Origin of the sequence: Bacillus sp. B2-WWTP-C-10-Post-4, assembly GCF_009183805.1 — a bacterium.
Lineage (GTDB): Bacteria > Bacillota > Bacilli > Bacillales > Bacillaceae_G > Bacillus_A > Bacillus_A cereus.
In genome coordinates this window covers 1-13,308 of record NZ_WEII01000102.1, presented here as the reverse complement: position 1 = coordinate 13,308, position 13,308 = coordinate 1, and the positions used below count along the sequence as shown (strand labels likewise).

Here is a 13,308-nt window from a genome sequence, read left to right as displayed (position 1 = left end):
TATATGACTTATATAGAAGCAAAAAGATTCTATCGCGAAAATGAAGAGCTTGTAAGTGTAGAATTTGATAATTTCTTTGATATGTATGATAAATTAGAAAATGAATTAAAACAAGTTATTTCAACTGAAGATAAAAATCCTTCATTGCTACATAGCAGACTTGATCAGTTTCAGCAGAAAGTTGAAAATATAAATGACCTAATAAAAGTATTGCAAAATGCTCGTTAATGAATGCTTTTTTCTTTTTTGTATAGAAATTATGTATTAAAAACATTTTAGGGATATTATATATTGAAGAGGTGGCTTTTGTAGATTACAAAAGTCATCTTTTTATGTTAGGAATAGATTGTATACATTTTAGCAGTTTCATATAAATAATAGAAATTTATACGAGGTAAATACCATGGGAAATAAAAAAGAAATAGCTATAGTTGCATTAACAACAGGATTTGTTTTAACAAGTGTAACACCATATGGAGTAGGTCATGCAGAGGAACCTGGTCAAATGCAAGTTGAAATTCAAGAGGATTCATTCCGTACAGGTGATCTTACACAACCATCAAAAAAGGCGCCAGAGAATGTAGTGAAAGATGCACTTAAGGAAAATACGGAGCATGCTTTGTCTCCAAAACAAGTTAGTGCAGAAACAGGAGTAGATTACAAGGTTCTTCAAAAACGTGGTTCTTATGATGGAACTACACTTGTGCGCATGCAACAAATATATGAAGGAAAAGAAGTGTATGGCCACCAGTTAACTGCTCACGTAGATAAAAAAGGTATTATTAAAAGCATTTCAGGAGCTAGCGCACAAAATTTAACACAAGAAGATTTAAAGAAACCTATTAATTTATCAAAAGAAGAAGCGAAACAATATATTTATAAAAAGTACGGAAACGACATTAAATTTATTTCTGAACCAGAAGTTAAGGCGGTTATTTTTGTTGATGAAAATCATGGGCAGGCTAGCAATGCATATCAAGTTACATTTGCTGCTACAACACCAAATTATGTATCTGGAACTTATTTAGTGAATGCTCATAATGGCGATATGTTAAAAGATATGGTACAAGAATCAAGTTTGAAAATAAGTGAAGAGTATGTTGAATCCGTTAAGGAAAATAAAACTAGCAATTTCACATCATTAACTGGAACAGGAAAAGATGATTTAGGCGTAACTCGTACATTTGGTATTTCTAAACAGACCAGTGGGAATTATGCGCTTGCTGATTACACAAGAGGGCAAGGAATTGAGACATATGATGTAAATTATAGAGATATTACAAATGAAGAAAGTTATTATCCTGGCATACTAGCAACTAGCGCTTCAACAACATTTAATGATCCAAAGGCGGTAAGCGCTCATTTCTTAGCAACAAAGGTATATGATTTTTATAAAGAAAAATATAATCGTAATAGTTTTGATAATAAAGGAAAAAAAGTAGTTTCAGTTGTACATGCATGGGATTCTGGAGGAACAAATGATCCTGAAAATTGGGAGAATGCATTTAGTACTAATATTAATAACATCAGTATGCTTTTATATGGAGATCCTATGGTAAAAGCGTTCGATATAGCCGGTCATGAATTTACACACGCAGTTACATCAAGTGAATCTAACCTTGAATTCTCAGGAGAATCTGGGGCAATTAACGAGGCATTATCGGATATTATGGGAACGGCTATAGAGAAATACATAAATAATGGGGAATTTAACTGGACAATAGGAGAGCAAACTGGATCGACTTTTCGTAATATGAAAAATCCAACTGCAATTAATTTTTCAGAAGGACTACCGTATCCCGATGATTATAGTAAATATAATGATTTAAATGGAGAGGATTATGGAGGCGTACATTTTAATTCAAGTATTATTAATAAAGTTGCGTATTTAATTGCACAAGGTGGTACTCATAACGGTGTAAATGTAAATGGTATTGGTGAAGATAAAATGTTTGATATTTTCTATTATGCAAATACTGATGAATTAAACATGACTTCTGATTTCTCTGAATTGAAATTGGCATGCCTTAAAGTCGCAGCTAATAAATATGGAACGAACTCAATTGAAGTTCAAGCAGTCCAAAATGCTTTTGATGCGGCAAAAATTACAGGAACGGTGAAAGAAAACGAAAAAACAGCAGAAAACCAAGCTCCAGAGTTAACTGTACCGTTTACGATTACACTACGTGTAGGTGATACGTTTGATCCAATGAGAAATGTAAAAGCTGTTGATAAAGAAGATGGTGATTTAACAAATAAAGTAAAGCATAAAGGCGATGTAGATACTTCAAAACCAGGTACATACATTGTGGAATACCTGGTTGTTGATTCTCAAGGGGGGAATGCAACGGCTACACAGACTGTAATTGTAGAGGGAAATGGCGAAACATCAGATTTAGAACCTAAATTAACAGTGCCTGTTGGAGCGACAATTCATGTAGGAGATTCATTTGTTCCAATGGCAGAAGTATTAGCTATCGATAAAGAAGACGGTGATCTTACTTCTAAAATCAAAGTTGATGGTGAAGTAGATACAAATAAAGCCGGTACTTACGTATTAAAATACACAGTTACAGATTCAAAAGGCCATGAAGTAACGGCGAAGCAAACTGTAACGGTTAAAGTTAGAGAAGAAGTTAAAAATGATAAACCAATACTAAAAGTACCTGCTACAACTTCAATTACTGAGGGTGATCAATTTGATCCGTTGGTAGGGGTATCAGCTACTGATAAAGAGGACGGTGACCTTACTTCTAAAATAGCGTATGAAGGAACTATAGATACAACTAAAGCTGGTACTTATGAAATAATATATAGTGTCAAAGATTCCATGGGTAATGAGGTAAATACGATACAAAAAGTATTAGTGAAAGATAAAGAAACTAGCAAAGCTAATGGCCTTGCTAATAAGGCAAATAAGAGTAATATCTCTAACAACAGTAATAGCGATAAAAAAGAATATACATATAAGGAGCTTCCAAAGACGGGTGTAAGTACAACTAACAGTGCAGCAATCGGCATATTGATGATTATTACAGGCACAGTACTCATTTTTGTTCGCAAATTTAGAAAGATACAAAAATAATAGTAGGGATTATTCGTTTGAAGAAAAGAGTTCAGTATTCAAAAGAAATAAAGTAGAAAGTAAATAAAACGAAATATGGATTTTTTACTTATTAAGATTTTAATAGTTAAGCGGTACATTTGGCTTTTATAAAAATTTGCAGTTGGATACTATTCTGTCTACAGAACTATATTACATATAAAACACGTTACTATTCTTTTATTTTAATGAGAATAGTAACGTGTTTTTTGATTTGAAAATAGCATAAATCCTATAGCTCATGAATATAGGAGTACTTCTAATTTGCCATTGATAAGTTACTGAAAACATTTTGTTTTAATGGAAGGTTCACTCTAAATGACAACATGAGATTTTCGATATTTACCAGGTGTTTCATTGGTGAATTTTTTGAAAATTTTAGTAAAATAACTTTGATCGCTAAAATTAAGCGAAGCGCATATGTCTGATAAGGGATAGGTGGTGAAAGTTAATAATTTCTTTGCTTCTTCGACTCGTTCACGTTGAATGTACTCAATTAATGAAATACCAACCTCTTTTTTAAATAATATAGATAAATAATCTGAATTCACATTTGCAAATTTAGCAAGTTGTTTAACAGATATTGGATTGTAAATATTTTTAAAAATATAGTTTTTGCAAATAGCAATAGTCTGTGAATGTTGCTGTGTTTTTTGTGCCTTTACACGGTCTGCAAAGGTGCAAAAAGCATTTTTTAATAAATCCCAAACAGATTCTTTGTCTTTTAAATCTTCTGTTCTTTGAATATGTAAATCATAAATTTTGTAAGCAATCCCAGATGGAAGTCCCCCTTTTATCGCATATCTAGTAGCGAGCGTGATAGATGAAATACAAATGTTTTTATGACGTCTTAATTGATGGAATGAAGATAAAGATGAAAGAGTCTCTTGTTGGAATTCGTAATAATATTTGAGTACGGTTTCTTTATCCCCGTCTTCTATAGAACTAAGTAGTTGCTGCTCTATATATAAATTATGATAAATGGATTCGTCTTTTTGCATTGAAATATATACATCTTCGTTTAAGATGCTGCTATGACTTATATGAAGTGAGTCACTGTTATTTGAAAAGGTGCTTACATCTGAATTTTTTTTATAGAGAATGTTATAGAACAATATCGCTATATTTACAAAGAAATTTTGATCTTTGACTGACAATGAAAAATAATGGTCTCTTGTTCTTTTATAATTTGGAATAAAATTAAGGTTACTATCCGCTTTACTTGTAGAAAAATTTACATGTGCCAAGGGCCCAATAATAACAGTACCGTTCACCATATAATCGCTCTTTATGTGAATTAAAATAAAGTGCCCTAGATATTCGTGAGTTCTGAAGATGGGGGAATTATATGTATCATTTCTCTGAAAAAGCATATGTAACTGTTCTATTTTTGATGTATATAACGAATGTGAATCATTTTTGGATTTAAATTCTAAAAGAATATTTTTGTTACAATCTAAAAAACAAACTGGAATTTCGAAAGATTGAAAAAACATATTGCAAATGTACCCTATCTCAACTAGACTGAGTTTTTTAGTCATATTCTTCCTCCTTACAGTTATGCGTAATAGTTAAATAAACATATATTCCTTTTTCATAAGTAGATACGGAAAACCTTTATCAATAAAAAATATAAATAAAAGTTATAAAATTCTAAGAATAATACCATAATTTAACATGAATAGCACATATTATTTGAATATACAGGTAATAGTTTTGGACAGTAACGTAAAATATGAATCGTCACACTTATTTGTTGGTTATTACTTATATGTATTAAAAAATGATTAAGATTGGATTTTAAATAGGGATAGGAAGTGAGATATGAATAGATTGACAGTAAGTGACTAGTCGAAATTAGCAGTGAAAGCTATTATGTAACAAATGTAATGATTCTTGAAATAGGGATATACGTGTAATTTAGGGGAGAAAATTACATATATCATGTGGAGAGACAACGTAATAATAGAAGATAAGAAAAGTGAATAAGTGATTGTAAACAGTGGATTGTTGGACGACTATGTTTTATGTTATTCGTTTAAATCTGATACTTGGCACACTATTGCTTTTAAGAAGGTAATAGTAATAAAGAAATTTTTAAAATGATAGAAGTAGTAAAGGGGATAAGAGAAATGAAAAAAATATTTAGTGTGCTTTTAGTGTTATTCTTAACATTTTCTACATGGTCTAGTGTATTAGTAAAGGCAGATTCACCATCTAAAGGTACTTTAACGATTCATAAGTATGAACAAGAAAAAGATGGAGCGCAGGGACTAGAAGGTGACGGTTCTGCAAATCAAGAGGTGCCAAAAGATGTGAAACCATTAAAAGGTGTAACGTTTGAAGTGAAAAGGGTTGCTTCTTTTGAAAAAATTTCAAACGATGGGAAAATCGTAAAAGAAGACGTGAAACCTGTAATGGGAGCCACTCCAAATCAAGTAGTAACAGATGGTAACGGACAAGCTGTATTAAAAGATCTTCCGCTAGGACGTTATGAGGTGAAAGAAGTGGCAGGACCTCCACATGTTAATCTAAATCCCAATACGTATACAGTGGATATCCCATTAACGAATAAAGAGGGTAAGGTGCTAAACTATGATGTTCACATGTATCCCAAAAATGAGATTAAACGTGGTGCAGTGGATTTAATAAAAACTGGTGTAAATGAAAAAGCATTAGCAGGTGCAGTATTCTCTTTATTTAAAAAAGACGGTACAGAAGTGAAAAAAGAGTTAGCAACAGATGCTAATGGTCATATTCGCGTGCAAGGATTGGAGTATGGAGAATACTATTTCCAAGAAACAAAAGCTCCGAAGGGCTACGTAATAGATCCAACTAAACGTGAGTTTTTTGTTAAAAACTCCGGAACAATTAATGAAGATGGAACTATTACTTCTGGTACAGTAGTTATATTAGAAGTGAAAAACTATGAAGAACCAACAATTGATAAAAAGATTAACGGAAAATTGGAAGCATTACCAATCAATCCGTTAACTAATTATCATTATGATATTAAAACATTAATTCCAGAAGACATTAAGGAATACAAAAAATATGTGGTAACAGATACTTTGGATAATCGTTTAGTGATTCAAGGAAAGCCAATCGTGAAAATTGATGGGGCAGAAGTAAATGCAAGCATTGTAGAGGTAGCTATAGAAGGTCAAAAAGTAACAGCTACAGTAAAAGATTTCACAAAATTAGATGGTAAAAAAGAATTTCATTTGCAAATTAAATCTCAAGTAAAAGAAGGAGTACCATCTGGTTCGGAAATTTTAAATACAGCAAAAATTGATTTTACAAATAAAAATGATGTAATTGGAGAAAAGGAATCTAAACCCGTAGTTGTTATTCCAACAACTGGAATAATTGAGTTAACAAAAATTGATGGTGCTAATAAGAATAAATTAAAAGGTGCGGAGTTTGTACTTAAAGATAAAAATGGAAAAATAGTTGTTGTAGCAGGAAAAGAAGTAACAGGTGTATCAGATGAAAATGGTGTTATTAAATGGTCTAACATTCCATATGGAGACTATCAAATTTTTGAAACGAAAGCACCAACATATACAAAAGAAGATGGTACAAAAGCTTCTTATCAATTATTAAAAGATCCCATCGATGTAAAGATTAGCGAAAATAATCAAACGGTTAAATTAACGATTGAAAATAATAAAAGTGGATGGGTTCTTCCGGTAACGGGTGGCATAGGAACGACTCTTTTTACTGTAATAGGTCTTACGTTAATGGTTACAGCGGCATTTGTTTTCTTTAGAAAAAAGTCTGCTAATAATTAAGATTTTAGGAACATGTAACTATGGGAAAAAGGGAGAAGCAAAATGCTTCCCTCTTTTCGATATTTAAGCATATACAGAGGTGGAAATATGAAACGAAATCTTGTTTTGGGAGGTATTTTTTTATTTGGATTAGGTGTTTTTTTATATCCTACTATTAGTAATTGGTTGGCGACTCGTGCACATTATTCTGAGATTAGCTCTTACGATAAGAAGATCAAAGCGCTACAAAAGAAAGAAGTTGAACGTAGGGAAAAAGAAGCAGCCGAATATAATAAACAAGTTCACACTTCCACGAAAACATTTACTGATCCATTTTCTGAAAAAAAAAGTAATCATCAAGCATATGCTGATGCGTTAAATTTAGGAGATGTAATGGGGTATATTGAAATATCGAAAATTAATATAAAACTGCCAATCTATCAAGGGACATCTGAGGAAGTATTGAGCCGCGGGATAGGTCATTTAGATTTTTCTTCGCTCCCGATAGGTGGAGAAAATACGCACACTATTTTAACAGGGCATCGTGGTTTACCATCAGCAAAATTATTTACAGATTTAGATAAGTTGAGCAAAGGAGATCTTTTTTATATTCATTCTTTAGACAAAGTTCTTGCTTATAAAGTAGATCAAATTAAAGTAGTGTTACCACATGAAACGGACGATCTACAAATTGTAGAAAATAAAGATTATACAACTTTAATTACGTGTACGCCTTATGGAGTAAACACCAATAGATTGCTAGTTCGAGGTGAGCGCGTGGAGTTAAACGAGAAAGAAAAACAAAAAGTGAGTACAGAGATATTTATATTTAATAAGTGGACTGTAATAGTTACAATCCTATTGTTATGTGTGCTTCTAGTCGTAATTTATAAGAAAAAGTTAACTCGATAGAATGTATTTATCCTGCATTAATGGGAAGTGGGACCGGAAATTCAAAGATAAGTAAAGAAGGTATATAGGGGATGAAGTAAATCATCATTAATAAAAATTCATTTTATTCGATTATAAAAAAAATACGGTAAAGGTGGGAACAAAGGAATTGAGGCTACGATTCAAGCTGGTAAGTATTCATTTTATTGTTTTGTTAATGTTAAGTGTAAGTTTTGTCGTATATGTACCAAAAGAAGCATATGGATCCACGACTACCTTAGAAGGTCTAGGAGATATATCGCGTTATAATGCTGTTGTCTTTGGTAACCATAAAGCAATAGGTGGCGACATTGAAGGAGCAATTGCAGTTCAAGGTGATATGGATGCATCGGGGTATACGATTGTAGGTGCTGCAGCGGGAACATCTAATATAGTAGGTGAAAAATGGGTTGATGAGGGATATCCGTCCTTGTTATTGTCTGGAAAATTTAAGAAATCAAGGGAAGAATCTTTTATCATTCAAAACGGAATAGTCGTAATGACAAAAGAGAGTGATCCAGATCGCATCATACAATCCTCTTATGATCGTATCGTTTATAAAGAAAAACTAGAAATTGACGCGAAATTTAATGAATTTCGCAATATAGTGAACCAAGTCAGTAAAAATGCAGGTCAATATAAAACGAATACCCCAATTCCAAATATGAGTCATGGAATCGGAAAAGATATAAACAATCCTAATATTTATGTTTCATCAGAATTGACAGGGAAAATCAGTGTAGATATAAGAGATGTATTTTTGCCCAATGCTAAGGACAAAGATTTTATTGTAATGTATTCAGATGCAATAGAGGTTACATTTAAAAATGGGTCTATTCTATATGACACGAACAATATTGGAAAGGCTACAGATATAGTTCCTACATCACAACCATATTCGCCTAATTCCCCGTTTACTGAGCTATATGGGAAAATGATTTGGGTTTTTCCAAATGCGAAAAAAATTACAACAGAGGGATATGGTGTAGTTGGGAGTGTGTTTGCTCCCAATGCTGTATTAGAAACAAAAGGCGGTTCGATTAATGGACAAGCATTTGTTGGTGCGGTACAACAAACTGGTGGATTTGAGTTTCACAATTTCAAATTTAACTGGAAACATTGGAACAAGCCTAGTACAGGAAAAGTAAAAATAAAAAAGGTTGATAGTAATAATGATAATAAAAAATTGGTGGGAGCAAAGTTTCATATAGAAGATTTAAAAGGAAAAATAGTTGGAGAACTAATAACAAATGAAGAAGGAGAAGTAATATCAAAAGACTTACCAATAGGAAACTATATCTTAGTGGAAGTAGAAGCGCCAAAAGGCTATGAATTAGTAAAAGATAAAATAACTGTAAAAATAGAAAAAGATGCAGTGGTAGAAATTAAAATAGGAAATAAGAAATTGCCCGATCCAATGGGGAAAATGAAGCTTGTGAAAGTAGACATAAGTGATAAAAATAAAAAACTAGCAGGGGCAAAGTTTCATATAGAAGATGCAAAAGGAAAAGTAGTTGGAGAGTTAATAACAGATGAAAAAGGAGAAATGATATCAAAGGACTTACCAATAGGAAACTATACCCTAGTGGAAATAGAGGCACCTAAAGGTTATGAATTATTAAAAGATAAAATAGCTGTAAAAATAGAAAAAGATACAGTAGTAGAAATTAAAATAGAAAATAAGAAATTGCCAGATCCGACTGGGCAATTTGAAATTGAAAAAGTTGATGATAAGGATAGTGAATTAAAGCTAAAAGGCGCTGTATTTCAAGTGTTAGATAAAGAAGGGAAAGAACTTAGTAGATTAATAACGGATGAAAAAGGAAAGGTAATTTCCAACCAATTAGCAATTGGAAAGTATACGATTAAAGAAATAAAAGCACCGAACGGATACATGTTACTTAGAGATCCAATAGAAATAGAAATTACAGAAGCAGTAAAGACACAAAAAATAACAGTGAAAAATGCGAAGAATAATTGGGTAATTCCTAATACTGGTGGGAGCGGAACAACAATTTTTTACGTAATTGGTATTATGCTAATGTTTGGTGTGCTATATTTCTGTAAGAAAAATCGTATATTATGAACTAATTTTATAGAGTTAGACAGATTGTTGCGTTAGAGAGTTTTTAGGGCATGAGTTCGGTATTGTACTGGACTCATGTTACTACATTTGTTGAAGGAGGAAGGATAATAGTAAACATAGAATATATTAATGAATTAAAATGTTTAAGAGGTGAACATGGTGGCAATAAAACAAGACGAAATTAAAGTAGTTGTCGGAGCTGGAGTGTTTAATAATAATCCAGGCTGGATTCAAACGCAAGAAGATGAACTTAACTTACTAGAAAAGCTACGTGGGAAGAAAGATTTGAATACAACTCTATTTCAGCTATTTTAGCTGAGCATGTATGGGAACACCTTACTTTTGAAGAAGGTGTAAGAGCAGCTGAAATCTGTTATGAATTTTTAAAACCATCTGGTCATATTCGGTGCGGAGTCCCTGATGCATTCTTTCAGGATGAGGTATATCAAAATATAGTTCAAATAGGGGGACCCGGTCCGAAAGATCATCCAGCAGCAAGTCATAAAATCGTTCATAATTATAAAACATTAACGAAAATGTTTGAAACTGCTGGATTCGAGGTAGTTTTACTTGAATATTGTGATGAAAATGGTCAGTTTTATTACAACGAATGGGATGCAAACGACGGTGTTATTTTCCGTTCGAAAAGGTATGATTCTAGAAATAAAGGCGATAAACTTGGTTTTCCATCGCTAATTGTCGATGCGATTAAGTGCTAATCATTCAACCAAAAAAGGAGTTAATCCTATGATTTCATAAGTCGCAAATGCGGCTTTTTTATTTGTACGTAAATCTATATTTAATTTTCAATACTATATAACTCGATTTAGAAAATATTTAAGTTTTTCTCAGCGTCATTCACTTTAAATTAACACTTCGTTGACATAAATATTTATTTTATATTTATATTCGTGTAAAATGAAATGAGAACATATATTCTATATAAGGGGGCAATCAAAATGATAGCTGAAATTGGGAAACTAAATGATGGATATATTGTGAAATTTGAACGCCAATTTCCATATACGGCAGAAGAAGTTTGGTCTGTATTAACAGAAAACAGTAAGCTGAAAAAATGGATGTCCAATTTACAGATTGAAAGCCTTAAAACGGGTGGAATAATAAAGTTCGACATGATGAACGGTTCATTCATAAACATTGATATTTTAGAATGTCAAGTAAACTCAGTACTTGAATTTACTTGGGATAAAGATCGTGTCCGATTTGAAATACATAAAGAGGAAAATGGTACTCTTTTATTCCTTAAAGAGTACATTCATGAATTAACAGATCATACACCGAGGGATTTAGCTGGTTGGCATATTTGTTTAAATCTTTTTTCTTCTGTTTTAGAAGGAGAAGAGAAAGAATTTTCTAAAGATGAATGGCAACAATGGTTTGAAATATACAAGGATAAGATTCATGAAGTGAGAGGATAATTGTATAATAGGTAATATTCATTATGTAATTATTATATTTTAAAAATGCTTTTGTGAATAAATAAGAATAGAGGTTAATATGAAAGTAAATCAATTAATTGCTAATAACATAAATAAATTAGATGCAACTATACCGTTTAATAAATCGTTTGGAATTGCTGGGTTATCTGGATCGGGTAAAACAACTTTTTGCCAAACAATTGGTGAAGAGTCAAAAAAACGATTAGTTTCTTTATTACCAAAGGCTGAATATCAATATTTATTTCCTAACATTATGGAAACAAATTTTAGTGCTATTAAGATGGAAGAAATGCCATTAGTACTTTTTCTAGGAAAATCATCGATTTCGTCTAATCCGCGTTCAACGATTGGTACTCATACTGGTGTTTTTACAGAGGTTCGGGAAAAACTTGCTGAAGTATTTAATCTTTCTCCAGAGGTCTTTTCATTTAATAATCAATTAGGCTGGTGTACTGGTTGTAAAGGCCGTGGTACTACAAAAAATGTTGAGTGTAAAAAATGTAAGGGAAAACGTTATAGTGAAGAAATTGAACAATATGAAATTGATTTGTTGGAAAAGCCACATTCAATCTCAAATATTAATGATTTAAGTGTTGAATCTATTCTTTCACTAGCAAAACAATTAAATATTAGTGAGGAAAAACAGCATATACTGCAAAATATTATTAATATGAACATTGGTTATTTAACATTAAATCGAATTATGGGTACGTTGTCAGGTGGAGAGTTAACACGACTTTATTTGGCTGAATTCATGGCAGTAAGTGAAAATGCTGTAATTATTATTGATGAGATTTCAGTTGGACTTGATCATGAAACATTATTACAAATTTTAGAAGAGATTAAACGATTAGGGTGTAAAAATCAAATTTGGCTTATTGATCATTCAGATACGGTACTAGATACAACTGATGAGCAATTGTTCTTTGGACCTGGTAGCGGAAAATATGGCGGGAAAATTGTGAAAGAATCACCAAGACCAAAGTCAATACTGTGGGAGCGAAATAAAGAAATACCAACAGAATATTATACATTCTATGATTTATATTGCCGTAATATCCAAATGGCGGAGTTTCAAATTCCTAAAAACAGGCTTGTAACGGTTACAGGAGAATCGGGATGTGGGAAATCTACACTTGTCAACGAATGTCTAGCTACAGATTTTTTAAAACGATATCCAAAAGATAAATTAGTTATGGTAGGACAAGACCGAAATCAATCAATTACAAGTCGATCAACTGTAGCAACTTTCCTAGATATTAAAAAGAAACTCACAAAGTATAGTGAAGACATTGATGATATTTTTGAGCGCTCGATTGAGGATATTATTGATGAACTTCCAAATGAAGATATCGCTTATAAACGTTTGAGCTTACTAATTAAATTAGGGCTTGGCTATTTAACATTAGAGAGAAAAACACAAACATTATCGACAGGTGAGTTTCAATGTGTTCATTTAGTTTCGGAATTATTTGCAAACACTAGAAATCCACATACATTATTCATTTTTGATGAGCCTTCAAAAGGTTTATCACAAAATATTTTAAATCAATTTATCGATAGTATTAGAGGTATTCTGCAAGATGAATCAGTTTCTATCATTATGATTGAGCATAATCGTTACATGTTAGAAAGCTCTGATTATATAGTTGATTTTGGAAAAAGGCAGAATGAATCTGTAGAGCATTTGGATGTTGTTAAACATGAGGATTACTATCGTCAAAAAAGTAATGTGAATAGCACAGAGAAAATAAATATCTCTTCAATGCTTAAGCAGAAAAAAGGAGTTCACTATTTAGAAGAAAATCATATTAACTATTTTAAAAATGCCGAAAATGTTTATAAGGGCGGTATTTTAAAAAGTTTATCATCAATGGCTAGGTTAATTTATGGTGAATATGAATCTGATACAATCGCACCTGTTATTGCTATTGATCTTGAAAGACATTTATATAG

The 13,308-nt window shown here is 31.9% G+C and carries 7 protein-coding genes and 2 pseudogenes; 8 read left to right on the top strand and 1 reads right to left on the bottom strand.

Going from position 1 to position 13,308, the window contains the following annotated elements:
• Together GBN78_RS24580 and GBN78_RS24575 are read left to right on the top strand one after the other, a co-directional pair.
• Positions 1 to 228 (top strand): annotated as a pseudogene (locus tag GBN78_RS24580) (hypothetical protein); the annotation flags it as partial.
• A gap of 175 nt (positions 229 to 403) precedes the next feature.
• On the top strand, positions 404 to 3,085 hold the full coding sequence (locus tag GBN78_RS24575; protein ID WP_152127797.1) for a M4 family metallopeptidase: 2,682 nt from the start codon (positions 404 to 406) through the stop codon (positions 3,083 to 3,085).
• 332 nt (positions 3,086 to 3,417) lie between these two features.
• Here the strand turns inward: GBN78_RS24575 and GBN78_RS24570 are convergent, their stop codons facing one another.
• Positions 3,418 to 4,644, bottom strand: coding sequence for an AraC family transcriptional regulator (locus tag GBN78_RS24570; protein ID WP_152127796.1), 1,227 nt, complete (start codon positions 4,642 to 4,644; stop codon positions 3,418 to 3,420).
• A gap of 591 nt (positions 4,645 to 5,235) precedes the next feature.
• Between GBN78_RS24570 and GBN78_RS24565 the strand changes: the two genes are divergently transcribed.
• From GBN78_RS24565 to GBN78_RS24540, 6 genes and pseudogenes are all read left to right on the top strand, one after another.
• Positions 5,236 to 6,897 carry an LPXTG cell wall anchor domain-containing protein gene (locus tag GBN78_RS24565; protein WP_098940116.1) on the top strand — a complete coding sequence of 554 codons (1,662 nt, stop codon included), beginning with the start codon at positions 5,236 to 5,238 and terminating at the stop codon, positions 6,895 to 6,897.
• Between the two features lie 87 nt (positions 6,898 to 6,984).
• The gene (locus GBN78_RS24560) at positions 6,985 to 7,788 is read left to right on the top strand and encodes a class C sortase (protein WP_074596001.1); all 804 of its coding nucleotides are present in this window, start codon (positions 6,985 to 6,987) and stop codon (positions 7,786 to 7,788) included.
• 148 nt (positions 7,789 to 7,936) lie between these two features.
• Positions 7,937 to 9,892, top strand: coding sequence for an MSCRAMM family protein (locus GBN78_RS24555; RefSeq protein ID WP_152127795.1), 1,956 nt, complete (start codon positions 7,937 to 7,939; stop codon positions 9,890 to 9,892).
• Between the two features lie 156 nt (positions 9,893 to 10,048).
• Positions 10,049 to 10,611, top strand: a pseudogene (locus tag GBN78_RS24550) (class I SAM-dependent methyltransferase).
• Positions 10,612 to 10,851: 240 nt separating this feature from the next.
• Entirely contained in the window at positions 10,852 to 11,331 is a 480-nt protein-coding gene (locus GBN78_RS24545) for an SRPBCC family protein (protein ID WP_000559840.1), read from the top strand.
• A 79-nt stretch (positions 11,332 to 11,410) separates the two neighbouring features.
• Positions 11,411 to 13,308, top strand: a 1,898-nt coding sequence (locus GBN78_RS24540; RefSeq protein WP_152127794.1) for an ATP-binding cassette domain-containing protein, incomplete at its 3' end; no start/stop codon positions are given.

Excerpts from the sequence above, each read along its gene's own strand:
- GBN78_RS24575 (WP_152127797.1), top strand. The coding sequence starts at position 404 with ATGGGAAATAAAAAAGAAATAGCTATAGTTGCATTAACAACAGGATTT.
- GBN78_RS24570 (WP_152127796.1), bottom strand. The coding sequence starts at position 4,644 with ATGACTAAAAAACTCAGTCTAGTTGAGATAGGGTACATTTGCAATATG.
- GBN78_RS24565 (WP_098940116.1), top strand. The coding sequence starts at position 5,236 with ATGAAAAAAATATTTAGTGTGCTTTTAGTGTTATTCTTAACATTTTCT.
- GBN78_RS24560 (WP_074596001.1), top strand. The coding sequence starts at position 6,985 with ATGAAACGAAATCTTGTTTTGGGAGGTATTTTTTTATTTGGATTAGGT.
- GBN78_RS24545 (WP_000559840.1), top strand. The coding sequence starts at position 10,852 with ATGATAGCTGAAATTGGGAAACTAAATGATGGATATATTGTGAAATTT.